This window comes from Zobellia russellii, from assembly GCF_044597075.1.
In the GTDB taxonomy this organism is placed as follows: domain Bacteria; phylum Bacteroidota; class Bacteroidia; order Flavobacteriales; family Flavobacteriaceae; genus Zobellia; species Zobellia russellii.
Genome location: NZ_CP139000.1, coordinates 2,994,737 through 3,021,594, shown reverse-complemented (window position 1 = coordinate 3,021,594; position 26,858 = coordinate 2,994,737). Strand labels below are relative to the sequence as shown.

At 39.7% G+C, this 26,858-nt stretch carries 22 protein-coding genes; 11 read left to right on the top strand and 11 right to left on the bottom strand.

Annotation, left to right across the window (positions count from 1 at the left end; translation table 11 throughout):
• Positions 1–45: 45 nt before the first annotated feature.
• Positions 46–1,047 carry a MoxR family ATPase gene (locus SJY45_RS12250; protein WP_215437203.1) on the bottom strand — a complete coding sequence of 334 codons (1,002 nt, stop codon included), beginning with the start codon at positions 1,045–1,047 and terminating at the stop codon, positions 46–48.
• Between the two features lie 157 nt (positions 1,048–1,204).
• On the opposite strand from SJY45_RS12250, the gene SJY45_RS12245 reads away from it, so the two are divergent.
• From SJY45_RS12245 to SJY45_RS12235, 3 genes are read left to right on the top strand one after another with little or no spacing between them, the layout of a single operon-like run.
• Positions 1,205–2,080, top strand: a complete 876-nt coding sequence (locus SJY45_RS12245) for an aldo/keto reductase family oxidoreductase (RefSeq protein WP_400071023.1) — start codon at positions 1,205–1,207, stop codon at positions 2,078–2,080.
• An 11-nt stretch (positions 2,081–2,091) separates the two neighbouring features.
• Positions 2,092–2,847 carry an SDR family NAD(P)-dependent oxidoreductase gene (locus SJY45_RS12240; RefSeq protein ID WP_400071021.1) on the top strand — a complete coding sequence of 252 codons (756 nt, stop codon included), beginning with the start codon at positions 2,092–2,094 and terminating at the stop codon, positions 2,845–2,847.
• Positions 2,844–3,980, top strand: a complete 1,137-nt coding sequence (locus tag SJY45_RS12235) for an ATP-binding protein (RefSeq protein ID WP_400071019.1) — start codon at positions 2,844–2,846, stop codon at positions 3,978–3,980. The genes SJY45_RS12240 and SJY45_RS12235 overlap by 4 nt, the downstream gene beginning before the upstream one ends.
• Positions 3,981–3,988: 8 nt before the next feature.
• On the opposite strand, the gene SJY45_RS12230 is transcribed toward SJY45_RS12235, so the two are convergent.
• A complete protein-coding gene (locus tag SJY45_RS12230) occupies positions 3,989–4,936 on the bottom strand; it encodes a carbohydrate kinase (RefSeq protein ID WP_400071017.1) in 948 nt (315 codons plus the stop codon).
• Between the two features lie 174 nt (positions 4,937–5,110).
• On the opposite strand from SJY45_RS12230, the gene SJY45_RS12225 reads away from it, so the two are divergent.
• The 4 genes from SJY45_RS12225 (at position 5,111) to SJY45_RS12210 (ending at position 9,172) form a co-directional block, all read left to right on the top strand.
• On the top strand, positions 5,111–6,250 hold the full coding sequence (locus SJY45_RS12225; protein ID WP_289037459.1) for an SPFH domain-containing protein: 1,140 nt from the start codon (positions 5,111–5,113) through the stop codon (positions 6,248–6,250).
• A 53-nt stretch (positions 6,251–6,303) separates the two neighbouring features.
• The gene (locus SJY45_RS12220; RefSeq protein WP_400071015.1) at positions 6,304–7,389 is read left to right on the top strand and encodes a DNA helicase PriA; all 1,086 of its coding nucleotides are present in this window, start codon (positions 6,304–6,306) and stop codon (positions 7,387–7,389) included.
• Positions 7,386–8,111 (top strand): metallophosphoesterase, encoded by a 726-nt coding sequence (locus tag SJY45_RS12215; RefSeq protein ID WP_400071013.1) that lies wholly within the window; start codon positions 7,386–7,388, stop codon positions 8,109–8,111. Before SJY45_RS12220 ends, SJY45_RS12215 begins: the two co-directional genes overlap by 4 nt.
• 62 nt (positions 8,112–8,173) lie before the next feature.
• Positions 8,174–9,172 carry an acyl-ACP desaturase gene (locus tag SJY45_RS12210; protein ID WP_215437225.1) on the top strand — a complete coding sequence of 333 codons (999 nt, stop codon included), beginning with the start codon at positions 8,174–8,176 and terminating at the stop codon, positions 9,170–9,172.
• 327 nt (positions 9,173–9,499) lie between these two features.
• Here the strand turns inward: SJY45_RS12210 and SJY45_RS12205 are convergent, their stop codons facing one another.
• From SJY45_RS12205 to SJY45_RS12175, 7 genes are all read right to left on the bottom strand, one after another.
• The gene (locus tag SJY45_RS12205; RefSeq protein ID WP_400071011.1) at positions 9,500–10,081 is read right to left on the bottom strand and encodes a hypothetical protein; all 582 of its coding nucleotides are present in this window, start codon (positions 10,079–10,081) and stop codon (positions 9,500–9,502) included.
• 23 nt (positions 10,082–10,104) lie between these two features.
• Positions 10,105–11,022, bottom strand: a complete 918-nt coding sequence (locus SJY45_RS12200; protein WP_400071009.1) for an OmpA family protein — start codon at positions 11,020–11,022, stop codon at positions 10,105–10,107.
• A gap of 696 nt (positions 11,023–11,718) precedes the next feature.
• On the bottom strand, positions 11,719–13,272 hold the full coding sequence (locus tag SJY45_RS12195) for an aldehyde dehydrogenase family protein (protein ID WP_400071007.1): 1,554 nt from the start codon (positions 13,270–13,272) through the stop codon (positions 11,719–11,721).
• Positions 13,273–13,402: 130 nt separating this feature from the next.
• Positions 13,403–13,759: a DUF1304 domain-containing protein gene (locus SJY45_RS12190; RefSeq protein WP_400071005.1), complete on the bottom strand. Its 357-nt coding sequence runs from the start codon at positions 13,757–13,759 to the stop codon at positions 13,403–13,405.
• Between the two features lie 41 nt (positions 13,760–13,800).
• Complete coding sequence (locus tag SJY45_RS12185) at positions 13,801–15,399, bottom strand: CHASE domain-containing protein (RefSeq protein WP_289037451.1); 1,599 nt, start codon at positions 15,397–15,399, stop codon at positions 13,801–13,803.
• 93 nt (positions 15,400–15,492) lie between these two features.
• On the bottom strand, positions 15,493–16,032 hold the full coding sequence (locus SJY45_RS12180) for a 3-hydroxyanthranilate 3,4-dioxygenase (protein ID WP_215437239.1): 540 nt from the start codon (positions 16,030–16,032) through the stop codon (positions 15,493–15,495).
• 141 nt (positions 16,033–16,173) lie between these two features.
• Positions 16,174–16,650: a CAP domain-containing protein gene (locus SJY45_RS12175; RefSeq protein ID WP_400071003.1), complete on the bottom strand. Its 477-nt coding sequence runs from the start codon at positions 16,648–16,650 to the stop codon at positions 16,174–16,176.
• A 350-nt stretch (positions 16,651–17,000) separates the two neighbouring features.
• On the opposite strand from SJY45_RS12175, the gene SJY45_RS12170 reads away from it, so the two are divergent.
• Positions 17,001–22,517, top strand: a complete 5,517-nt coding sequence (locus SJY45_RS12170; protein ID WP_400071001.1) for an alpha-2-macroglobulin family protein — start codon at positions 17,001–17,003, stop codon at positions 22,515–22,517.
• A gap of 74 nt (positions 22,518–22,591) precedes the next feature.
• Here SJY45_RS12170 and SJY45_RS12165 read toward each other — a convergent pair whose 3' ends face one another.
• A complete protein-coding gene (locus SJY45_RS12165) occupies positions 22,592–23,011 on the bottom strand; it encodes a lipocalin family protein (protein ID WP_215437248.1) in 420 nt (139 codons plus the stop codon).
• Between the two features lie 175 nt (positions 23,012–23,186).
• Positions 23,187–23,723, bottom strand: a complete 537-nt coding sequence (locus SJY45_RS12160) for a CvpA family protein (protein ID WP_215437251.1) — start codon at positions 23,721–23,723, stop codon at positions 23,187–23,189.
• An 84-nt stretch (positions 23,724–23,807) separates the two neighbouring features.
• Here SJY45_RS12160 and SJY45_RS12155 point away from each other — a divergent pair, with 84 nt between their 5' ends.
• From SJY45_RS12155 to pbpC, 3 genes are read left to right on the top strand one after another with little or no spacing between them, the layout of a single operon-like run.
• Positions 23,808–24,161, top strand: coding sequence for a hypothetical protein (locus SJY45_RS12155; protein ID WP_215437253.1), 354 nt, complete (start codon positions 23,808–23,810; stop codon positions 24,159–24,161).
• A gap of 29 nt (positions 24,162–24,190) precedes the next feature.
• A complete protein-coding gene (locus tag SJY45_RS12150) occupies positions 24,191–24,499 on the top strand; it encodes an antibiotic biosynthesis monooxygenase family protein (RefSeq protein WP_400070999.1) in 309 nt (102 codons plus the stop codon).
• Positions 24,496–26,841, top strand: a complete 2,346-nt coding sequence (gene pbpC, locus SJY45_RS12145; RefSeq protein WP_400070997.1) for a penicillin-binding protein 1C — start codon at positions 24,496–24,498, stop codon at positions 26,839–26,841. The genes SJY45_RS12150 and pbpC overlap by 4 nt, the downstream gene beginning before the upstream one ends.
• Positions 26,842–26,858 lie beyond the last annotated feature (17 nt).

The window sequence follows — 26,858 nt, the reverse complement described above, 5'->3', positions numbered from 1 at the left end:
CAAGACGTCAATTACTACCGACAACATCTGCCAACCGCCCACCTTTTAAGGTACTTCGATCTCGTTAACAATCTTGTTGATGATTTCCTCGGAAGTAATATTCTCTGCCTCCGCCTCATAAGTAATACCTATTCTGTGGCGCAATACATCGTGAACAACAGCTCTAACGTCTTCAGGAACTACATAGCCCCTTCTTTTAATGAACGCGTAACATTTTGCTGCGGTGCCCAAATTTATACTACCCCTTGGTGAAGCACCAAAACTAATTAATGGTTTTAAATCTTCAAGGTTATATTTTTCAGGGTACCTGGTGGCAAAAACTATATCAAGGATATATTTCTCTATTTTTTCGTCCATATACACCTCACGAACGGCATTTTGGGCACTTAGAATTTGTTCTATGCTTACTACAGGGTTTACTTTATCATAAGCCCCCAGTAGATTTTGGCGCATAATCATCTGCTCCTCGTTCAGTTTGGGGTAGTCAATAACGGTCTTTAGCATAAAACGGTCAACCTGCGCTTCCGGTAAAGGGTAAGTTCCTTCTTGTTCTACCGGGTTTTGCGTTGCCATAACCAAAAACGGTTTGTCTAGAGTAAAAGTCTCATCCCCAATGGTAACTTGTTTTTCCTGCATGGCCTCCAAAAGCGCGGATTGCACTTTGGCGGGAGCACGGTTAATTTCATCCGCGAGGACAAAATTTGCGAAAATCGGACCTTTCTTAATGGAAAAATCGTTCTCTTTCATGTTATAGATAAGCGTACCCGTTACATCAGCAGGTAAAAGGTCCGGTGTAAACTGAATTCTGCTAAAACTACCTTTAACGGCTTTGGAAAGCGTATTAATAGCCAAGGTTTTTGCTAGACCGGGAACACCTTCCAACAAGATGTGGCCTTTGCCTAGTAAACCAATAAGCAATCTTTCGACCATGTGTTTTTGGCCAACGATTACTTTGTTCATTTCTAATATTAATAGGTCGATAAATGCACTCTCCTGTGCAATTTTTTCGTTTACCGCATTAATATCTACCGTAGTATTTTCTTCCATATTTCGTTACAAATTTTGGTTCGGGCCGGTTGTTATTAAACAGGCATGCAAATTGAAAATTAATTAGCTGCTAGGCTGTTAACGATTGGTTAAAAAAAATAGAGAAGCCCTATTTTTATGAAGTTTTTAAGGGATTTCTTTTTAATTTAACCGCTCTATGCAAAAGAACAATTTTTATTCCAAAGTTATAGCAGGAACTATGACTTGGGGCAGTTGGGGCAAAGGTTTTTCCAAATCCAGTATGATCGATGTAATGACACACTGCGTTGAAAATGGGATAACAACCTTTGACCATGCCGATATATATGGGGGTTACACTACCGAAGAGGATTTTGGAAATGCATTCAAAGAGGCTGGTATTGACCGAGAAAAGGTGCAATTTATTTCTAAATGTGGAATTCAATTGGATGCCGAGGCCCGAAAAAACCATGTAAAACATTACAATTACGATACGGAATACATCATTTGGTCCGCAGAACAATCACTTAATAAACTAAATACCGAATATCTAGATATGCTTTTGGTGCACAGACCTAGCCCGTTAATGCATCCTGAGGCCATAGCCAAAGCAATTTCTAAACTTAAGGAACAAGGTAAGGTAAAAAGTTTTGGGGTTTCTAATTTCTTTCCTTCCCAAATTGCACTCATAGAATCTGTCATTCCTATAGAAGGTAATCAAGTAGAGTTTTCCTTAACAGAGAACAAAGTAATGTATGACGGTACTTTGGATGATGCTTTGGCCAATAAGAGAATGGCTATGTCCTACAGTCCTTTGGGTTCTTATTTTAGAAAAGATGATGAGGTTTCTAAACGGATAAAAAAGGCCATGATTCCTATGTTGGAGAAGTATGAAGCTACAGAAGACCAATTGCTTTTGGCCTGGATAATGAGGCACCCTTCTAACGTATTCCCGGTTGTGGGTACAGCCACCAAATCTAGACTATCAGCAGCTTTAGAAGCAACAAAGATTGAAATGGATAAAACCGATTGGTTTATTCTTTTGGAAGCCGCCAATGGTTATGAAGTTCCTTAAAAATAGATGTTATGAAAAAGACCGTATTAATAACAGGAGCCACTAGTGGTATTGGCCGTGCTACGGCAATTCTTCTTGCCGTTCAGGGGTTTAAGTTGGTGCTTTGTGGAAGAAGACAGGAACGTTTGGATGCTCTTGAATTTGAGTTGAGTAAAAACTGTGAAGTGGCAACACTTAATTTTGATGTACGCGATAAAGACACCGTACTTGAACGTATAGCTTCGTTGCCGGAAAAATTTTCCAATATTGATGTGTTAATTAATAATGCGGGCAATGCGCATGGTCTAGATCCTATTGATGAAGGAAATATTGAGGACTGGGATGCTATGCTTGATATTAATGTTAAGGGGTTGTTGTACGTCTCCAAAGCTGTCATTCCCCAAATGGTAAATAAGAGGTCTGGCCACATTATAAATATCGGGTCAACTGCGGGTAAGGAAGTATATCCTAAAGGCAATGTGTATTGTGCAAGTAAACATGCTGTAGATGCGCTCACTAAGGGAATGAGAATGGATCTTAATCCATACGGGATTAAGGTTGGGGCTGTTAATCCGGGAGCCGTAGAAACGGAATTCAGTAATGTGCGCTTTAAAGGAGATGATGCTAAGGCAGATTCGGTCTACGATGGGTTTGATCCACTAAAAGCAGCGGATATTGCCGAAATTATTCACTTTGTAATTACTAGACCTTATCACGTAAATATTGCAGATTTAATTGTAATGCCCACTGCGCAGGCATCGGCTACTATATTGAACAGGTCGTTATGATCAATAAACGCCTCCTTGTAAAAAATCTGCTGGCTCATAATGACGAGAACAGTTTTTATGACAAGAAGCGTTTTATCTCTATTGGGGAGAAAGAGGGTAAGGCAAAATTCTTAAAGCATGTTTGTGCCTTGGCGAACAGCAACCCTAAAAACAATTCGTTTATAGTTATTGGAGTAGAGGACGAGGATAATAAAATTGTTGGAGTAGATTTTTTTGATGATAGTAAGATTCAGAACCTTGTAAATGCTTATCTGGATAACCCACCGTTAATTTCCTATGAGAATATTCCTTTTCCAAATTTGCGAGAAGGTAAAGTTGTAGGTCTGGTTACCATACGTTCTAACGGAAAGGTGTGTGCCCTGCGCAAGAATATTTGGAAATACTACGGCGGAATGGTTTTCTTTCGTGAAGGGAGTATTAGTATGCCAAAAGCGTATGGTGTAGTACTCCAAGATATTAATTCTAGCACGGTTGCAACGATAGAGCAGCATGCAAGGAACAATATTGAATTGACGCTAGACGGGGTAATAGATTTTATAAACAACCGCCATAAAAACCTGAATAGTGACTATAAAGTTTTTAAAGAGCAATTTGTAGTCTGCTGGGCGGGAAATAAGAAAACGGTCAAAAATAACGTCTATTTTTCTCGAGTAGATATTGAATTGATCAACGAGCAGGTAAAACTTTTTTATTCGGCATTAGATGAAATTAGTATTGCCTATGACGATGACTCGTTTACTATGATAGAGTATGTTCAGCTTGGGTTGGGTGCCAAACAGAGGTATTTTCAATTGGAAAAAGTAGTGATCCATTTTTTTGATAATGGGACCTATAAGATTGAAAGTGACCTAATTTTTGAACCTCCAAAGTACAATAAGAAAAACCTATTCCACATCTGGAACGCCAATCACGCCCTTCTGAGTAAAATTCAGAAAAATATAGAGCTAAAACCTTCTGAAAAAATAGATTTAAAACATCTGCCAGATAGCTATCTCATTTGTTATTTAAACGGTTTTGAAGAAGCCAAAGAACAAATGGAGGTGGCCCGTAGACTATTGAAAAAGAATTACCCTAAGGTCTACCTTGGTATAAAAGAGGCTCTTAGAATCTTAAGAAAGGTTAGGTATAATTAAAATAATGTTCAATTCTTGAATACTGTGTCATAATCAGGTAAAGAAGGAATAGCACCATAACCTGTTGTAGTAATTGCACCCGCCCTGTTGGCAATTGATACCATCTCTACCAGTTGATCGTAATCCGATAGGATAAGGTGAGGGTCCCCTATATTGGCAATTTGGTATAAGAGACAACCAATAAAAGCATCGCCGGCCCCGGTAGTGTCAACAGGCGACACACTTATGCTTTCTACCGTAGTTTTTTTGTCTACTGAACTTACTAAAGTGCCTTTTCCGCCCAAGGTAACACATATGGTAGGGCATCCTATTTCATGTATAGCGTTGCAGGCACGTTCCAAGTCCGATTCCCCTGAAATTAATTGAGCCTCTTCCTCACTGAATTTACACAGATGGGATTTTTCAATGAACCTCGTACATTTTTTAATAAAGGCTTCTTCTTCCCCTTTCCAAAGGTCTTCCCTAAAATTAGGGTCAAAACTGATAAATGCATTTTGCGTTATGGCATCAAATAAATAGCGGTCATAGGATTCCTCAAGACCACCGCCTAAGAACCCTGTTGCCGCACCAAAGTGAGCAATATTACCTTTTAGCTGTTTTTTTAAGGAGGAGTCATACTTTAGCTTTTTGTCCGCGCCCCGGCTAAAAACAAAGTCGCGTTCACCATCTTCGGCTAATGAAACAAAAGCCATAGTCGTAAAAGTTTTGGAGCGTTGCGCGAGCGAAATGTCAACCCTATTTTCTTTGAGCACATTCAAGAGGAATGTTCCAAAAGGATCATTGCCCACTGCACCTATAAATTGACCTTTACCTCCTAGTTTAGAAATGGCGCAGGCTACGTTCGCAGGTGCACCTCCAGCTTTTTTGGTGAATTCTTTCGCTTTGGAAAGGTCATTACCTTGCTTTATGGCTACAAAATCTATAAGTAACTCTCCTATGCAGTATATGGTTTTCAAAATGTCTGTGTTGAATTCGTTAGTTCTAAAGTAATCAAAATATAATTCTTTACAATAGTATTTAGAGATATGTCAGGTATGGTATTTAACTTGTTCGTTTATAATTGCCTACCCCTTCTTTGTCCCTTTTAAAGAAATCCACTACCTTATTACAAATTTTTAATAACTAGAGAAATGGATTTGTTCAACGAAATAAAAAAGAAGCTTAGTCACGAGTTTATAGACATTATAGAGTGGCTAGACAATACTAATGACACCATTGTTCATCGTTTTGAACGTTATCAAAATGAAATTAAGAACAACGCTAAACTTATAGTACGGGAGGGGCAGACCGCTGTTTTTATTAACGAAGGTCAGTTGGCCGATGTTTTTAAGCCAGGGACATATACACTTAATACGCAAAACTTACCCATTCTAACCACGTTGAAAGGATGGAAATATGGTTTTGATAGTCCGTTTAAAGCTGAGGTTTATTTTGTGAACACCCATTTGTTTACCGATGAAAAATGGGGCACCAAGAACCCGGTAATGTTAAGTGACGAACGCTTCGGTCTGGTTGAAATACGGGCTTTTGGAACGTATAGTTTTAGGATCAGTGACCCAGGTAAATTTGTAGTAGATGTAGTAGGAACCGATGGTAATTTTACCAATTACGAAGTAAATGAACATCTTAAAAGTTTAATCGTTACCCGTTTTACGGATACGGTAGGGGAAGCCAATTTACCTATAGAGCTTTATGCCGCTAATACTACTGAACTTTCGGAAACCTGCCAAGAGGTAATGCAACCGGAATTTGGAAGAGTAGGTATAGAATTGGAGCGTTTCTATATTGAAAACGTGTCAATGCCGGAAGAGCTTAAAAAGGAGATTTTTGAGTACAGCAGACTGGATAAGTTGGATATGGTAAAGCTTTCACAATTTAAAGCGGCCAAAGCAATGGAGGCAGCGGCCAAGAATGAGGGCGGTACCGCTGGGGCAGGCATGGGAATGGGAATGGGTTTTGTGCTTGCGCAACAAATGGGCAATATGATGAACCCGCAAGCTACCCAGCAACCTTTTGGAGGTTCGGCACCATCCGCTTCGGTTCCACCGCCAATGCCGGTTCAGGTTCAATATTATTATGCCGCCAACGGCCAGCAGAACGGACCTGTTCCTTTTGACAAGTTAAAGGAGCTTTTTGCCAGTAGGACCATAAATAGGGATTCATTGGTGTGGAAGCAGGGCATGCAAAACTGGACAGCCCTAAAAGAGGTGGAAGAATTAAAATCGTTTTTAGGGGGGAATACGCCTCCACCGCTACCAACTAATAGTTAAATGATTTTTGTCTCCTGTTGGATGCCATCTTTCCAAAATAGAGGAACTGATTAATGGAAGAAGAAATAAAACAATCGGAACATAAAAAGCCATGTGCCAATTGTGGTGCCGAATTGAAGTTTAAACCAGGTTCGCATCAATTAAAATGTGAATATTGTGGGTATGAGGAGTTCATAGAACGGGCCAAAAGCAGTTTTGAAGAGCTAGAGCTAGAGCACTATCTTAAAGTGGTAGGCGAAAATGCGTATACAGAAACTATTGATGTTTTACATTGTAAGAATTGCGGGGCCAACCAACATGTTGAAGAAAACTACAAGTCTCTTAAATGTATCTATTGTAGTGAACCTTTGATTCTTGAGGACATTGAAAAAGAGGGGTGGATCGTACCCGGTGCGCTTGTTCCTTTTCAGATTGATGCAAAAAGAGCCAAATCTATCTTTAAGACTTGGGTGGGTAAAATTTGGTTTGCACCCAATAAGTTAAAACGGGCCGCACTTGATCCGGAAGGGTTGCACGGCCTGTATTTACCATATTGGACTTTTGATGCCGATCTACATGCCAAATACCAAGGGCAAAGAGGTGATTATTATTACGAAACACAGCGGGTGAAGACCAAAAATGGAACGCAAACCCGTCAAGTTAGAAAAACAAGGTGGTCGTCTGCATCGGGTGTAGTACAGGGTTTTGTTGATGATATACTCATTAATGCATCGGAAAAGAAAAGAAGGGATATCCCCGCTAAGATTGCATTTTGGAATGTAAAGGAATTGGTGCCGTTCAATTCAAAATATTTATCAGGCTTTGTAACGGAAAAATATACCGTTTCCTTAAAAGAAGGCCATCACTCATCCTTTCAAAAAGCAAAACAAATAGCCAATACATGGATTCGTAAAGATATTGGGGGCGATACCCAAAGAATTTCTCATGCAGATATAAAGCTGGCCAATGAAACGTTTAAACACGTTTTACTCCCCGTCTATATTAGCTCTTATCGCTATAACAATAAAGAATACAATTTTTATATCAACGGGCAAACCGGGGAATTAAGTGGTACAAGACCCTACTCTTTTTGGAAAATATTCTTTTTGATACTTTTTGTCCTTGCCATAATTATGATAATTACGATTTTTGCACAATGAGAACATTGGTAATAGGTGATATTCACTCTGGCTTAAAAGGGTTGAAACAATTACTCGAGAGGGGAAAGGTAACCCCAAAGGATAAACTTATTTTTTTAGGCGATTATGTAGATGGTTGGAGCCAGGCCGTAGATACGGTTAATTTTCTGATCGGTTTACGTAATACACATAATTGCACATTTATACGGGGCAATCATGATGAGCTTTGTCTGGAGTGGTTGAGAGATGGTAAGGACAACCCCCTTTGGTTGCAGCACGGAGGAGGGGCTACATTGGCTTCTTATGGAAAGGCGGATAAAGCAACCAAAGAAAGCCATATTCTTTTCTACCAGAGCCTTGAAAATTACTATTTGGATGCTAAGAACAGGTTGTTTTTACATGCTGGATTCACTAACTTAAAAGGGGTTGAGCATGAGTATTTTAAACAAACTTTTTACTGGGACCGAACGCTGTGGGAGTTGGCAAGATCATTGAACCCAAATCTAGAAAAAACCGATGCACATTACCCAAAACGATTGGCGCAGTACAAGGAGGTTTTTATTGGGCATACACCTATTTCCAAGACTGGAACTGCGGAACCAAGACAGGCAGCCAATATATGGAATGTAGATACCGGAGCGGCATTTAAAGGGGCACTATCAATGTTAGATGTTGATACCAAGGAAGTTTGGCAAAGTGAACCTTTGCACACCTTATATCCCAACGAACCGGGTAGAAATTAAAATAGCTGGGTAATTTTTATAATTTCACTAGATAATTAACGATCTTTACAAAAAACAGGAATATGTCCGAAAAGAACATAAGATTAGAGGTAATGCAGGCCATTGAGCCGCAGGTGGATGGATTTATGGAGTCTTTTCTCATAAAGCCAGAGGACATTTGGCAACCGAGTGATTTTTTGCCCGATTCAGAAAATGACGGTTTTTTAGAGGCAGTTAAAGAACTTAGGGGTGAATCTAAAGAGTTAGGTTATGATTTTTGGGTAACCATGGTAGCAGATACCATTACGGAAGAAGCCCTGCCAACTTACGAGTCTTGGCTTATGGATGTTGAAGGTATAGATCAACATGGGCCAAATAAGAAAAATGGTTGGTCTAAGTGGGTTAGGGCCTGGACGGCCGAAGAAAATCGTCATGGAGATGTTCTTAATAAGTATTTGTACTTGTCAGGAAGGGTCAATATGCGAGAAATAGAGATTACCACACAACATTTAATTTCCGATGGTTTTGATATTGGTACGGATAGAGATCCATATAAGAACTTTGTTTATACATCTTTTCAAGAATTGGCTACCAATATTTCTCACAAAAGGGTAGGTCAAATGGCCAAGAAAAAGGGCAATGCACTTTTGGGCAAGATGTGTACCATTATTGCAGGAGATGAAATGCGCCACCATTTAGCATATAGAGAATTCGTGAAAACCATTTTTGGGGAAGACCCATCAGGTATGATGCTGGCTTTTGCAGATATGATGAAGAAGAAAATTGTTATGCCGGCCCATTTTTTACGGGAGTCCGGTGGTACGGTAGGTACGGCGTTCGAGAACTTTTCTAACTGCGCACAACGTTTAGGGGTATATACGGCGCAAGACTATGTAGATATCCTTAGAAAGTTAAATGCATATTGGGAGCTTGATAATGTTAGAAGTCTTTCTGACGAAGCGGAAAAGGCCCGAGACTATTTAATCAAATTACCAGCAAGATTGGAGCGTATAGCCGAAAGAATGAAATTTCCTGAAGACCAGTATAAGTTTAAGTGGGTAGATGCTAATGGTATGATTTAGCAAAGCCTTCTTTGGGGATAAAAAAATCCGGTTCATTATTGAACCGGATTTTTTTTGCTTAAGTAGGTATATTTTGTTTTGTAGGTCAAGTTCCAATTTGGGATTGTTACTTGTTTCGGTTAAGTTCTAGAGTAGATTTGGGGTCAATACTATCACTTAATTACACTGTAAAACTAAGGCAGTTTTCTTTGCTGTATAAATTATTGTTGTAAACGTTGGGTATAGTGTTGTGAAAAATACAAGGAGTACAGTTTTACCGATGAACGGCCTATTTCCAATAAAAAACCCTCCGTTGAGGGAGGGTTGAAATACTAGTAAAAATTGAGATTATAATTTTCCGTGGTCATGCTCGTCTTGCCATCTGGCCAATTCCGCCCATTTGCCTTCATAGCACATTTTGGCTTGCATAGGCCATGATGCGGGGTCATGAATTTTATAACGGTCTCCGCCACCTTTAAGAACCTCTTGGCATCTGGCCACTGAAGTTTCGGATAAGGCTTTCCAAGTTTTAATGCCCTCGGCCTGAAATAGCCCTTCAATTTTGGGGCCTATTCCTTCAACCACCTTTAAATCATTTTCCTTAACGGTCTTGCCAATGGCGGCTTTTGCAGCAGCAGCGTCAAAAGGTATAAGTACGGGTTGTGGCGCCATGGCAGCAGGGGCCACTGCCGCCGTTGCTCCCAAGGAAGAGGAAACATCAGGTTTGTCCGGCATGGTCAACAATTTTTGGTTGCACGCTTCAAGATCGGCCTTTAATTTCGCATTCTTATCATGGCAGCGTTTTAGCTCTTCAGAATTGTCTATTACTTTGGTATTTCCTTTGCCGATCAGATATCCTAGAATACCACAAATTACACCTACAAGAAGAGGGATTAGCCAGCACCAAATATTTATATTTCCTGATTCCATTTTAGTTCAATTTTAGTTGTTGATTATTTAATAGTAATTACGGTTCGTCTGTTTTTTGCCCTACCCTCTTCAGTGTCGTTGCTGGCAATTGGGTCTTTAGGGCCTTTTGAATCGGTCTGTATTCTGTTATCCAAAATTCCGTTCTTCATAAGATAAGCTTTGGCAAAATCCGCTCTATCTTGGCCAAGTTTCATATTTGTTTTACGACTACCTTGACTATCCGTATAACCAATAATCTGGCACTTGGCATTTTCAACCTTATCAAGATAGTGTGTAATGTCCGCTATTTTCTGCCGTTGCTCTTCCGATGGATTGATAGAGGCTTCGGCAGTATCGAAATACAGGATTAGTGGGTTGGCCGTGATTTTATCATACAGGGCTTTTATTTCGTCTTCCGCATCTGCTGAGACCTCTTCAATAACGTAGCCTATTGGTCCGCGGTAGATATCATTGTCCGCAACCATTTCATCCATTAATTTGCCGTTGGTGTTAATTTGTGAAGATGGAATTTCCTGAGAAACAAAGTAGTTTTTTACAGAATTTGCTCGGGCGAGACCTAGATTTGGAAAAGCTGAGTTATTTTTTTCGTCACTAGTATAGTAGCCGGTAATGTTTAAAATTTTAGTGTCATTATCGGTCATAAAGTTTTTAAGCCCAGGTAAGATTCCGTTTCTCACATTTTCTGAAACAGGTTCCAAATAGTTAGGCGAAGATGTGTTAAAATTGAAATTGTCTTCCGTAGAATAGGCAAAATCGCCATCGCTTAAAGCAAAGGGGTAGGAAGTTGCTTTTGGGGCAACTGGAGCTGGAGTCACTTGTTTTTCAGGTTCTTCTTTTTGTGAGGCAATTGCTCCGCAATAGCTGCAACACGAAAAATAGAAATAGGTACCTACTATAATGGTAATGATAATACCAAGTAGGTAAAGAGTGGTGTTTTTCATAGTTAATGGGTTATAAGTGTTTAGTGTACAATGTATTAAAAAAAATAGAACTATTTCTAAATCTATTAAATTAATAGGTAAAGTACTACAAAAATTTCAATATGCATTATATTGGTAACAAACTCTATCATATTTGATGCTCTATTTGTCGTTTTATCCCAAAAAACTAGAAAGGATATAAATCACTGTAAATAAGCGGTTTGTAAATTGATTAGGTTGGTGGAGAAAGTGAAGCTGCCATCCAATACTATGGATGTTTTCTGATATTGGATTCAGGATATTTTTTTTAGCCGTACCGATTATACAAGAAAACGAACAAGTTATAGGGGTATTCCATAGGCTCACACATAATCGTTTTTTGAGTTGACCTAAGATAGATACATTTATAGGGCGAAGAAACAGGGACACTAAATGACACTAGTTATGAAAGATGAAATAGTAAAGGCAGCAACCTTTATTTGCATGTTCGTGGTCTTGGGGTTACAAGCACTCCTGCATGGAAGTTGGAAGGTACAAGAGATTGACACGTTAAGAAATGACCGAAATAAGATATAGCGGTCCAGAGAAAATTTTAATAATTTATTTAAATAGTTATTTGAGTTAGTGTTTTAAAAACCCGCTAATTTTTCGTTTGTCTATTCGGGGGAAGGGCAAATGATTAACGGCGGGTTTTCACATTTAAAAAACACTTAAATCTTAAAGGTCAAATTTTATTCCCTGGGCCAAGGGAAGCTCAGTGGTGTAATTAATAGTATTGGTCTGTCTTCTCATATAAACTTTCCAAGCATCGGAACCGGATTCGCGACCACCGCCAGTTTCTTTTTCACCGCCAAAAGCCCCGCCAATTTCTGCTCCTGAAGTTCCTATGTTTACATTGGCAATACCGCAATCACTACCCGCCACGGATAGAAAATGTTCCGCTTCTCTTAGGTTATTGGTCATTATAGCAGATGACAACCCTTGTGCTACACCATTTTGTGTCTCTATAGCATTTTCTATAGATCCAGAATATTTTAAAAGGTAAAGCACTGGGGCAAAAGTTTCGTGCTGTACAATTTTAAAATCAGGTTTTGCTTCCGCTATGGCCGGCTTTACATAGCAACCGCTTTCGTAGCCGTCACCTTCCAGTACACCACCTTCAATAATAATTTTTCCACCTTCGTCTACCACTTTTTCAAGTGCTGCGTTGTACAAGGCCACGGCATCCGTGTCTATTAATGGGCCTACATGGTTTTTCTCGTCCAAAGGATTGCCAATTCTTAGTTGCTTGTAGGCATCAATGATAGCGGTTTTAACTTTATCATAAATGCTAGCATGAATGATTAATCTTCGTGTGGAAGTACAACGTTGCCCGGCTGTTCCAACAGCGCCAAAAACAGCACCTATAACCGTCATTTTTATATCTGCATCCGGTGTTACGATAATGGCGTTGTTACCCCCAAGTTCCAACAAGGATTTGCCCAATCTGGCAGCTACCGTCTGTGCTACATTTTTTCCCATTCGTGTAGAGCCAGTGGCAGATACCAAAGGAATTCGGGTATCATTGGTCATCATTTCTCCAACTTTATAATCGCCATTGATCAGGCAAGAAATGCCTTCGGGTAAATTATTGGCTTTAAAAACTTCAGCAGCAATGTTTTGGCAGGCAACACCACAGAGCGGTGTTTTTTCTGATGGTTTCCAAACACATACATCACCACAAATCCAAGCTAAGGCCGTATTCCATGCCCAAACGGCAACAGGGAAGTTAAATGCGGATATGATACCCACCACCCCTAAAGAGTGATATTGTTCGTACATGCGGTGCCCTGGTCTTTCCGAGTGCATCGTAAGGCCGTGCAATTGTCTGGAGAGACCAACGGCAAAATCACAGATATCTATCATTTCTTGGACCTCGCCTAATCCTTCTTGATAGCTTTTGCCCATTTCATAGGATACAAGCTTTCCTAGAGCTTCCTTTTTCTCACGTAACTTTTCTCCAAATTGACGAACAATTTCACCACGTAACGGTGCGGGCTTGGTTCGCCAAGTTTTGAAAGATGCCGTGGCAGCTTCCATTACCTTTTCATAATCTTCTTTTGTAGTCGTATTTACTTTCGCAATTAATGCCCCATCAACAGGTGAGTATGATGAAATAATTTCGCCCGAACCAAAACTTGAAGATCCTGTAGAGGTTCCATTATTTATATCCTGAATGCCTAATTCTTTAAGGGCTTTATCTATACCGAATTGCGATGCTATTTTTGACATTTTATAACTTTTTAAGTATGTATTGTTATATTTTTGATAAAGATACTTTTTCTAAGTCAGAAAAATAAATTTTATCAAAATGCTTTAAGGGTAGTTTTTTAGCTTCTTTGTAAACTTGGGTCAAACAAGCTTAGCCAAATAAAATAAGAGCTATTGCAGTTAATGCCGGCAAAGCCTGGATGTAGAAAATTTTCTTTTCTACCGAGAAGGCGCCATATAGTCCTGCAATAGAAACACAGCCAAGAAAGAACAGTGAAATGTTTGTTTGCCATGTAGTATCTGTAATGAGGAGTGACCAAATAAGGCCTGCCGCTAAGAAGCCATTGTACAATCCTTGGTTAGCGGCCATGGGTTTTGTTGGCTCAAACAGTTCGGCAGGAAATTTCCTGAATACTTTTCTACCTTTTGTAGTCCAAGCGAACATTTCAAAATAAAGAAAGTACAAATGGAGAAGAGCAATAAAACCAATTATTATTTTTTGTGCCATAGGAGTACTATTAATGTTTGTAGCCTCCTCAATTGGAGAAACTACACTTGATTACCGAAAGTTACGGTAAAATGGGTTCCGCTGTCGCTGGAATCATAACTAAATTCCGCGGAAATTTGGCGGCATAGGGCCTTTATGATATCAAAACCTATCCCTTCTGCATTTTCAACGGAAAAATCCTCGGGAAGCCCTTTGCCATTGTCTTTAATTGAGAATGCGGCCATGCCGTTATCCAATATATCTACATCTATGATAAGCTCATTGTATTTAGTCGTATCCGGATAGGCATGCTTTACTGCGTTGGTTACCAATTCCGATATAATTAGGGCAAGTGGTACCGCCCTATCAAGATCTATGGATATTTCCGGGCAGTTTATTTTATAGGTGAAAGTTGGGGATATCTTGTTCTGATACTCCATTAAATCCTTTAGATATTCATGTAGGTTTACTGCTTTTGAGTCTTTGTCCTGATAGATTTTTTGATGGGTAAGGGCAATGGCGGATATTCTGGCCTGGCTATCCTGCAATGCAGTAATAGCTTCTTTACTGACCAATTTTCGCTTTTGCATGTTGATGAGGCTAGACGTAATTTGAAGGTTATTCTTTACCCGGTGATGGATTTCCCTGAGCAAATTTTCCTTCTGTTTGTTAGATTCCTCTAGTTCTGCCGTTCGTAAAAGAACACGGGCCTCTAAACGGTCATTATGATTGTCTCTTCTGCGGGCTAGGTGAGTTAACAAAAATGTGGTGGCCAACCCTAAAAGCAATACCACATAGGATTCAAAAATATGGGGAAAGGATAGATACTCTTCTTTTGGTACAAAATGTACTCGCCATTTGCTATCTACGGCCCTTATGGTTTTTTCAATGGCAGTTTTGTAGTTAAAGTCACTTTCATCTACATTATTGAATAAAAGTGCATTGCCCGTATACTCATGAATGCACATGTTCAATACCTTAACTTCGGATTTTAGGGTTTCCGAAATAAGCTTGTCCATACGGTAGGCTCCAAGGACAACGCCTTTGTTTTCTCCCGTTTTACGGTCATTAACCGCTTTTAATGCTAGGATACCCTTGTCGTAATCACTATCTGCAATTAGGGTTATAGGGCCTGAGATTGCAGGTTTATTGCTCTTGATGGATCTTAAAACGGCATCTCGTTTAGTGCTGTCCGCATAAAGATTGTAACCCAGTACTTTTTTAAATGGGGCTAAGGGATTGAGTACTCTAACGGGGTAATAGACGTCTCGCGTCTTGGAAGGAACTAAGTTGCTTTCCAGGTCAACCTCATTTATTTTAGTGAATTTCTCAAACTTGCTCTTCTCGGAGTCTGTAATTTTAGGGGACCAAGCAAGTGCTTTTATCCCATTGAGTTCTTTTAAAAACGGATTTGTAAAACGTTCAAAAAGATGCTGGGGTATAAAACTTTTGTTCTCATAGAAAAAGGCCATTGACTCAACGACTAAGTTGACCTTATTAAGTTCGTCCTCTAATTTTATTACTGATTTGGTGACTGCGTTATCTATAGCTGCTTTGTTTCTTAGCAGGTACCTGTTGTTAATGGAAAAGAAAATGAACAGGGATAAACTAATTCCTGTTAGCAGTATTGCCAAGTATTTTAGAATCTGTGATTTGGTCATAAGAGGTTGGTGTGGGGACTCCTAAAAAAAACTGGCTATGCCGGTGATACTTCCAAAGAACGGTAATTTTTCGTTTTATATAGGAATTATTTTTTAACTGTTGCTAACAAATCTGGCATCAACAGGCATAACCGTACCGCAATTGTCGCATGTACGTAAATCTTCCGAACCATAAAAATGTTTGAAATGCTTTAAAAAATCTATTTCAATATCATTTAAGGTAAAGTAAGCTTCGTAAAGTTTATGATTGCAATTGTCGCAAAACCATAGTAAGCCGTCATCAACGTTCATGTCGGCCCTTTTTCGTTCAATAACCAGTCCTATACTGCCTTCATGTCTAACAGGGGAGTGTGGTATTTTGGCAGGATGCAGATACATATCGCCCGGTCCTAGCGTCATTGTTTTCTTTTTCCCCTCCTCTTGTATATGAACTTCTATATTCCCTTCTAGTTGATAGAAAAGTTCTTCGGTTTCATTGTAATGGTAATCTTTTCTGGCGTTTGGGCCTGCAACCACCATAACTATGTAGTCTCCGGCATCTTTGTAGAGGTTTTTGTTACCTACGGGAGGTTTAAGGGTGTGCCTATTTTCTTCTATCCAACGGTTTAGATTAAAAGGAGCTTTTACGGACATTTTTTTGACATTTACAGCCAAATCCTTTTGCCCGTGTTTTTACACGCGCAAAAGGAGCGGCCATTTCATCTCAAATTTATGAAAAAGTATGCTGTATTACTAGTACGTAGATGTAGATAGTGGACTTTAACGTTTAAAAAATTAACGGAAAAATATTTGGGTAAAATATAATTTTCCATTGGCATCCTTCTTAACGCTCACTGCGGTGTGCGTAAATTCATCCTCCATAGTTTTTTTATGGCTAGAACTGTTTAACCACCCTTTTAGCGCTTCGGAGGCCGTGGTGTAATCTTTGGCAACGTTCTCGGCAACGTATTGCGCAGCCTCTTCTGAAGATATCTCAGAGGCACGTGAACTAAAATTGTCATGGTTCAGGCCTCCTTTGGCAATCATATAGTCTGTGTGTTTATTGGCATGTTCGTATGCCACAGAGCTAAATTCCAGTGAGTTTCTTCCAATAGAAAGCCGGTGTCCGTTAACGGCTTCAAGAAGTTCTTTTTCTACAGTTTCGGCGTTCTCGGTCTCGATAATATTTGTGGATTCCACGGACTCTTTACTGCAAGAGGCCAAAGTACATACAAATAAAACGAGGGCCACATAGTGCATTCTCATTTTCATACAAAGTTCTATTTGTAAGTAGGCGCGTTCTTTAAAAAGTAGGAGAGAAGAGTGGGGTGTTCTCGTGTTCTATAGAACGATAAGGGGGATATGTTCTGAGGCGAATATCTAAAATAATATGATTAGTTTCCTCTATAATTTTCACTTTTCGATGAAATACACCTTTCTAATAAGTTATTGTAAGTCAAACCGCACGTTGGCCTTGCGTATCTATTTTAGTGCTGGCATCCAACAATAACAAATCTATTTCGTTTCTACTGTAAACAGGGTTTTTAAGAATACCGTGATTCAATGAAAACCGTGATGTATTCTGTTTTTTAACCGCTATTTTTGTGTAAAACAATCTTTCTATGAAGGTCAGTTCATTTTTTCGTATTCTGTTGCTTTTTGCTTTTTTATCGGCATGTAATTCTAAAAAAGAGAGTGCGGCCAAGCAAGCGGATAACTTAAATCGTTTTCAGGATTACGTAGGTCAGGTTTCGCACGGAATTATCTCTGCACAGAGCAGTGTAAGAGTAGTTTTGAACGCACCGGTAGAAGGGTGGAATGCAGGAGATGAGCTAGCCGAGAATCTTTTTAAAGTATCGCCCAAAGTAAAAGGCAAGGTAGTAGCTCTAGATAATCGTACAATCGCATTTGTTCCCCAAAACGGTTTTGACCAGAATAAGGAGTACCGTTTCACCCTTCATTTAGATGATATTATAAGTGAACTGCCCAATGATCTGCACACCTTAACTTTTAGTGTAAAAACGCTGGAGCAGCAGTTTAACATATACACCAACGCCCTTCAATCCTATTCCAAAGAGTTACAATACATAACGGGACAGTTACGAATGGCCGATGTTTTTCCTCTAGAGAAGGCAAAACAATTGGTTTCAGCCACGCACAATGGCAAGACAGTTCAAATTAATTTTGATGCCGGAACGGAAAAGGGGACCCAATTTTCTTTTAGAATAGATAGTATCCAGAGGTCTGCGGAAGACTCTAAATTAGAAGTATCATGGAACGGAAGCCCGTTTAAGATAGAAAGTAACGGCACCGAGGATATAATTATTCCTGGCAAAAATAATTTTACGGTTTTGGATGCTACAGTAGAAACGGGCGAAAACGCACTGGTATCCGTTAATTTTTCGGACCCTATTAAGAAAGGACAGAATTTTAAGGGTTTGGTGGTGCTGGAACAAGATGATAATCTTAAATATACCGTAGATGGGAATACGTTAAAGGTATATCCTTCAAAAGATATAGAAGGTACGGTTATATTACAAGTCTACGAGGGCATACAAAGTACGGACGGCAATAAGTTGAAAACCAAATTTACGGAGCGGGTTGCTTTTGAAAGGTTAAAACCACAGGTAAGGTTACTTTCCAACGGGGCAATTTTGCCCTCCTCCAGTAATCTAAAAATCAATTTTGAAGCAGTAAGCTTGGCGTCGGTAAGGGTTTCGGTATTCAAGATTTATGAAAACAATATCCTGCAATTTTTGCAAAACAACAATCTTAGCGGACAGGGAAATTTACTGGCCGTTGCAAGACCTATTGCCCGGAAGAAAATTACATTGGATAATGTTTCCAATTCTAGTGGAAAATGGTCTGCACATGCACTTGATCTTAAGAGTTTAATTACACCAGATGCCGGTGCTATGTATAGGGTAGAACTGGATTTTGGTCCAGAAGACAGTGCTTATAAGTGTGAGGATTCCAATTTTGGGTCTTTAATAGAGGACGAAGCTAATTTTGATGAGGAAAATGAGAATAGTTCTTGGGACAATGTAGAGAACTATTATTACGACGATTACTATTATAACTATAATTGGAACGAAAGGGAAAACCCTTGTGACCAATCCTACTATTACGATAAAAAAGTAGGGATGAATATTTTGGCTTCCGATTTGGGCGTAACCATAAAGAAGGGAATCAATAAAAGTTACTTCGTTGCCGTAACCGATATTTTAAATACCAAGCCAGTAGCCGGAGCTAAGGTTACGTTTTACAATTACCAACAGCAAATTTTGGGGCATGTGGTTACGGATGCTGAGGGTATGTCCGTTTTTGATGCTGAAAACCAAGCCTATTTTGCGGTTGTTGAAAGCAACGGTCAAAAAACGTATGTAAAATTAAATGACGGTAATGCGCTTTCCGTCAGTAAGTTTAAGGTGTCCGGTGTGCAACTTCAAAAAGGGCTTAAAGGATTTATTTTTGGGGAGCGAGGTGTTTGGCGCCCGGGAGACAAGATTTTCCTTTCTTTTATGTTGAATGACAATGCACATGAATTACCGGAGAACCATCCTGTAAAATTAGAACTGTTAGACCCTTACAATAAAGTGGTGCACCGTGAGATAAGAACAAACGGACTCAACAATTTTTATCAATTTAATATAGGTACGGATGAAAACGCGCCTACCGGAAATTGGTTGGCAAAAGTCTCCGTTGGTGGGGCTACGTTTACTAAATCTCTTAAGATTGAAACTATCAAACCCAATAGGTTAAAAATTAAAACGGAGTTTGATGAGGAAATTCTAAATGCCACCCAACCCATTTCTGGGGATATGGAGGTAAAGTGGTTGCATGGTGCTATCGCAAAAAACTTAAAAGCGGATATTACGGCAAAATTCAATGCATCAATTACGAAGTTCGATAAATTTCCGGGTTATATTTTTGATGACCCCACCCGTAATTTTTCGGCGGAAGACCAAGTGGTTTTTGATGGAAAAATAGATGCCGAGGGAAAGGCGCATTTTAGAATGAACCCTCAACTTACAAGTAAGGCACCGGGCATGTTAAAAGCTGCTTTTATCACTAAGGTTTACGAAAACGGAGGTGATTTTAGTACGGATGTTTTTACAAAAACGTATTCGCCCTATAATACCTATGTTGGGCTAACAATTCCTAAAGGTGACAAGAACAGGGGAATGCTTTTGACCGATACCCCACATACTTTTGATGTGGTTACTGTGGACGAAAAAGGGAACCCAAAGGCTATTAAAAATTTAAACGTAACCATTCATAAAGTCAGCTGGAGGTGGTGGTGGGATACTTCTGCGGATAATTTGTCTAATTATAGCAGTAGTCAGTACCATGAAAAGGTTTTTGAAAAAATAATAAGTACCAATGCGAGTGGTAAAGCTAATTTTGAATTTGAATTAAAGTATCCTGAGTGGGGTAGGTATTTGGTGCGTGTAGAAGACCCGAATGGAGGGCACTCCTCAGCCAAAACAATGTATATAGATTGGCCAGGATGGGCCGGAAAATGCCGAAAAACGGATCCTTCTGCGGCAACTATGTTGGTGTTCTCTACAGATAAGGAAACCTATAAGGTAGGCGAAACCGCTACGGTTACATTTCCTAGTTCTTTGGGAAGTCGTGCTTTGGTCACGGTAGAGAACGGTACGGAAGTTTTGGAAACTCTTTGGGTAGATACGGCCAAGGGCGAGACAAAATTTGAGCTTTCCATGAAAGAACTGTATGCACCCAATGTATTTGTCCATATTTCTTTATTGCAACCCCATGCCACAACTTTGAATGATAATCCTATACGGTTATACGGTATTGTTCCTGTTTCTGTAGAAAATCCGCAGACTAAAATTTCACCTGTTATTGCCATGCCTAACGTATTACGGCCAGAAGAGACCATAACGGTTAAAGTGGGTGAAAAAAATAAAAAGGCAATGACGTACAGTATTGCCATTGTAGATGAAGGGTTGTTGGATTTAACACGTTTTAAAACCCCAAATCCTTGGGATACCTTTTACGCCCACGAAGCACTTGGCGTTAAAACTTGGGATGTTTTTGATGAGGTTATTGGAGCATTTGGAGGTAAGGTAAATCAAGTATTCGCTATTGGCGGTGATGGCGAACTAGCAGGTGCAAAGAACAAAAAAGCCAATCGTTTTGAACCCATGGTAGTTCACCTAGGTCCTTTTAACTTGAAAGAAGGGGAGACCAAGAGCCATGAAATCAAGATTCCAAAATATGTTGGTTCCGTCCGTACTATGGTCGTGGCGGGTAATGCAGAAACAGGAGCTTATGGTATGGCAGAAGAAACCACGCCCGTGCGCAAACCGCTAATGGTATTGGCTTCGTTGCCTAGAAAAATTACACCGGGAGAAACGGTAACCCTTCCTATTACGGTCTTTGCCATGGAAAAGAAGGTGAAAAATGTAACCTTGAAATTAAAGTCGGACCCATCTTTCACCATTTCCGGTGATGCCACTCAAACAGTCACTTTTAGTCAGCCTGATGAGAAAATGGCCTATTTTGAATTACAAGTGGCCGATTTTAAAGGCATAGGAAAAGTTGTGGTTGAAGCCTCTGGTAACGGGGAGACCGCTTCTTTTGAAATTCCTATTGATGTGGTGAATCCTAATCCGGTTACATCAGAAGTGCAAAAAATAATCTTGGAGCCTAATTCTGCACAGACCATAAACTTGGAGACTTTTGGTGTTACGGGAAGCAATAAGGTAGAAATTGAGTTTTCTACTTTACCTGCAATGAACTTTAACGGTCGTATGCAGAACCTCAGTAGGTACCCTCATGGTTGCTTGGAACAGACCACCTCTGCCGCATTTCCGCAATTGTATCTCTCGGATATTTTTGATTTAGATGGAAATAGAAAAAAGAACATACAGCAGAATTTAGTACGTGCCATTAAACTTTTGGGAGGTTATCAAAATGCTACTGGAGGGTTCTCGTATTGGCCCGGTCAGAACTATTCTAATGATTGGGGTACTTCATACGCCGGACACTTTTTGCTGGAGGCCGAAAAGAAAGGATATGTCCTGCCCATTGGTTTTAAATCTAGTTGGATAAAATATCAGCAAAACAGTTCAAAACAATGGCGTTCGGGAAGTAATAGTTCGGATTTGGCGCAAGCTTACCGTTTGTTCACCTTAGCATTATCGGGCAATGCAGACGTATCCAGTATGAACCGGTTGAGGGAAACAAGTGGCTTGTCCAATGATGCTAAATTTAGGTTGGCCGCTAGTTATGCTCTAATTGGTCAAGATAATGTGGCCAAATCTATTTTGAGTAAGGCTTCATTGAATTTTGAAAGCTCTACTAATGAATATACCTATGGTTCTTCGGATAGGGATAGAGCCATGGCCTTGGAGTCCTATATCTTGGTAAAAGATAAAAACAAAGCCCAAGACTTGGCCAAAACTATAGCTGGGCGTATTTCCGAACCTAGATGGTTAAGCACACAGACTACGGCCTATAGTCTTATTGCCATGGCCAAATTCGCTGATCTTGTTGGGGGTAAGGGTATAAAAGCAGCGTTAACGGTAAATGGTAAGGGCAAAAATGTAGAAACAGCAAAGACTTTGGCTACTCATGAGCTCGCCATTAAAAACGCGACAAATATATTAGAATTGAAAAATACAGAGGCCAATGCATTGTTCGTTACCATTGTTAATCAGGGAATTTTACCCGTAGGTAAAGAGAAAACCATACAGCAAAATCTGGTGGCAAACCTAAAGTTTAAGGGCAGAGATGGCTCCATACTTAATGTAGCACAAATGCAGCAAGGAACGGATTTTGTTGCCGAGGTAACTTTAACGAATACTACGGACAAGGCAATTAAGAATGTGGCTTTAACAGAGATTTTCCCGAGTGGATGGGAGATAGTGAACACCCGATTTACCGATTTTGGGGAATTTGCGGATAACCAAGTGACATACACCGATATTCGTGATGACCGAAGCAACTTTTATTTTGATATGAAGAAGAACGAAGAAAAAACATTCAGGGTATTGTTGAATGCTTCGTATTTAGGGCGATACTATTTGCCCGGTATCCAAGCGGAAGCTATGTATAATAATGATTATGTAGTGCGTACACCCGGAAGATGGGTAGAGGTGGTTCAGTAGAAAACATTCTATTTATTAAATAAAAAAGACCCTGTTAACAGGGTCTTTTTCGTCTTAAAAGTAAGTAGTGTTTTTTATTTCTTTTTATATTTTTCTTGATATTCGCCGTTACCTTCATCAAAAGTAAGAGTCAGAATATCACCGGAAACCTTATATTTTGCAACAGTTACATCTGAATTTCCTTCAGTACCGTAATCCAGTTGAACTTTTGAGTTGAATAAATAGGACCAGGTTCCGGAGTCATGAACGCCTTCTATACAGTCGCCACTGCTACTATCCGTACTATGAAACTCATAATCAAAAACGTTTCCGTCTTTAAAGCGCAATAAATCCATGCTTTCGCATTCGTTAGTGGGTTCTTCGCCTTCATCATCTATATATGCAATAAGAGACCAAGTTCCTGCTAGGTCACCATCATCACTTGAGCTGTCTTTTTTACATGAGGTGAAAATGCAACCTGCAGCCAAAAATAATAGTAAAATTGGTTTTTTCATTTGAATCAGATTTGGTGAAGTACTAAAACGCTGGTACATTTTAGAAATTACATGTTGGTACATGTTTTAGAGCAACTACCACTTTTAAGGGTGAAGTTTATAGCTTAACAAGCGTTTTATTCGGTAAAAAACGGCGAGTATATTTCCTTTTGCTTGAAACAAAAGAGATTAGGTGTTAGATACTAGCTTGGAGGGTTTCTTTTTGTATTTCGCCTTTTGGGTTTGTTTTTTCTTCCTTAAGCACTTTGTTGAAAATAAATGCGCCAATTTCCTTTATAGGTTCGTAAAGAACGGAGTCTTTCATGGTTTCATCCTTTACGACACCTGCAGAATTGTTAACGCGTTCAAAGAATATAAGTAAAGCGCCCAAAATTACGGCAACTTTCACAACACCAAAAATACCGCCTGCAATCTTGTTCAGTAAGCCAAGCATAGCAAAATTGGCTATTTTGGTTAAAAATCGTCCGGCCAATTGCACGGCAAAAACTATAACAATGAATGTGATTACAAAGGCTGCAATATTAATATACCGTTCGTTCCATTCCATGTTTTGGGAAAGGTAATCACCTGCGTAGTATGAAAAATGAATAGCGCCGTAAATACCTGCAATCAGAGCAATAAGAGAGGCAAGCTCTACGAAAAGTCCGTTTTTTAAACCTTTCCAAAGTCCGTATAAAAGCAGTAATCCTAAAATAATGTCCAAGAAGCTCATGGCGAATGTCTTTACACAAAAGTAGTATTTTGATTTGTACCTTTGCTACTTATATTCAATCGGCGGAAAAACGCAAAGAGATTAATGGCAAGAGACGAAGAGTTAAAAGAAAAATGGAACGCGTTGGTAGAAAAGCTATCCGCCCAATTTGCTAGCGGGGATACCTTGGAGCTAGACGCAATTATATATCTGGTAGGAATCCAAGAATTAGGACAGTACCACAAAAAATATAAAAAAGATGACAAGTTAGATTTAATGCACATTGCTATTTGTCGTTTATTGGAACCCTACGGGTATTATGAATTTGAATTTTTTGATGAAGAGGGCTGGCCCCACTACATTGTTAAAGAAGAATTACCAACATTAAAAGCCGGAGAGCAATCGGTTTTAATGAAAGAAGCCATTGTTGGGTATTTTGTGGAACGAGAGTATATATAACGTATGTAAAATCTATTTTTTTCTATCGAATGAAAAGCAAGCCCCCATATTATGCGGTCATCTTTACCTCTCTCCTTACAGAAGATGTCAATGGGTATGCCCATATGGCCCAAGAAATGGAGAAGTTGGCCAAAGAGCAGCCCGGTTATCTAGGTATAGAGAGTGCTCGGGAGCAGTTGGGAATAACGGTTAGTTATTGGGAAAGTTTGGATGCTATAGCCAATTGGAAAGCCAATACGGATCATCTTTTTGCCCAGCAAAAGGGAATTGAGGATTGGTATTCATGGTATAAGGTGCGCATTTGTTTGGTAGAGCGAGAGTATGATTTTACGAAATGAAACAAATTGGCCCATTTTGTAGGAGACATTCCAAGAAACTGATTGCATTGGCAATCGTTTTGATTGCCTATTATTTCTGTCTTCCACAAAAATTATTTAATTCCCCAACGGCAACGGTAGTAGAAAGTGAAAATGGCACTTTGTTGGGCGCAAGGATTGCGGATGACGGCCAGTGGCGATTTTCGGAAGTGGACAGTGTTCCGTATAAATTTGAGACCTGTATTCTTCAGTTTGAGGACGCATATTTCTACAGTCATCCCGGTTTCAACCCCGTAGCCATATGCAAGGCTATTGGGAATAACATAGCCGCAGGAAGAACGGTTCGTGGTGGTAGTACGCTCACCCAACAAGTAATCCGGTTGGCCAGAAATGGAAAAAAGCGTTCTTACTTAGAAAAGTTTGTGGAGTTGATATGGGCCACTCGGCTTGAAATGAAAAAATCCAAAGAAGACATACTTAGGCTTTACGCCAGCCATGCTCCTTTTGGAGGGAATGTTGTGGGTATAGACGTGGCCTCATGGCGTTATTTTGGGTTACGACCGTATCAATTGTCGTGGGCAGAATCTGCTACATTGGCGGTATTGCCCAATGCACCAAGCCTAATTTATCCGGGCAAGAACCAGACAAAGCTTCTTAAGAAGCGTAACCGTCTGTTAAAAAAGCTTTTTGAAAAGCAAATAATCGATCAGACAACTTATGAGCTTTCCTTGTTGGAGTCACTTCCAGAGAAACCCTTTCCGCTTCCAAAAGCAACTCCACATTTAGTACAGTACTTAGCTAAGGAAAATAAGGGAAAACGCATTAAAAGCACCATAGATGAAAATTTACAACGTAACGTAAATGCTATTGTACAAAAACATCATCAGAACCTTAAGCAAAACCAAGTGCACAATGCCGCTGTTTTAGTGCTTGATGTTCATACGAGAGAAGTATTGTCTTATGTGGGAAATACGAATACTACCAAAGAGCATCAAAAAGATGTAGACATGGTTCAGGCCAATAGAAGTACGGGCAGCGTTATAAAGCCTATACTTTATGCGGCCATGTTAGATGCAGGCGAATTATTGCCGGATATGCTCGTAGCAGATGTACCTACCCAAATAGCTGGCTATACGCCCGAAAATTTTAATGAGAACTACAGTGGTGCCGTTGAGGCAAAAAAAGCCTTAGCTCGTTCATTGAATATTCCGGCAGTTCGTTTGTTACAACAATACGGATTGGAAAAATTTAGAGATCAACTGGATGTTTTTAAGCTGGGTGGGATAACTAAATCTGCAGACCACTATGGGTTAACCTTAATCTTGGGCGGTGCGGAAAGCAACTTATGGGACCTTTGTAAAACCTACGCGAATTTGGCCTCTACCCTTAACCATTTTAATGAAAATTCTAGTGAATATTTTACCAACGAGTTCACTGATTTGGTTCTGAAAATAGACCAGACGGTCCATTTTGGAGAAAAATCGCTAGAGAAAACCGTTTTTGATGCAGGAAGCATTTACCTCACTTTTGAGGCTATGAAGGAGGTAAATAGACCCGAGGGCGATGAATCTTGGCAGTTCTTCGATAGCAGTAAAGAAATTGCTTGGAAGACCGGAACCAGTTTTGGAAACAAAGATGCTTGGGCTATTGGTGTAACTGCAGACTACGTGGTCGGAACCTGGGTTGGGAACGCAGATGGTGAGGGAAGACCAAATGTAACCGGAGTATCCTCTGCAGCACCTTTGTTATTTGATGTATTTAATGTGCTTCCTAGGAGCGAATGGTTTCAAAAACCATGGGATGAATTTGTAGAGGTTAAGGTGTGTGCCCAAAGTGGGTATTTAGCAACTGACATTTGTCCGGTAAAGACTATATCTATACCTAACAAACAGAATTACGTTACGGAATGTAAATTCCATCAGATGGTGTATTTGGATAGCGCAAAACAGTTTAGGGTAAATTCTTCTTGTGCCCAATTGGCTTCGGCAATGCCCGAATCTTGGTTTGTATTGCCTCCGTTAATGCAATTTTATTATCGACCCAAACACCCGGCCTATAAAGTGCTACCGCCCTATCGTAGTGATTGTAATAATACCAGTCTTTCGCCTATGGAGTTTATTTATCCCAAGAACGGAAGTCGTATCAACTTAACAAAGGGTTTTGATGGAAAAACAAATGAGGTTATTCTAAAAGTGGCCCATGCCAAGCCGGAAACCGAGGTGTATTGGTACGTAGATGAAACGTTTGTGGGGCAGACCAAGAACTTTCATGAAATGGCCATAATGCCCAAAGAAGGTGAGCATAAAGTAATGGTTCTAGACGCTTCGGGCAATGAGGTTGTCATTATAATATCCATTGAATAAAATTTGCTTCTTTCCTC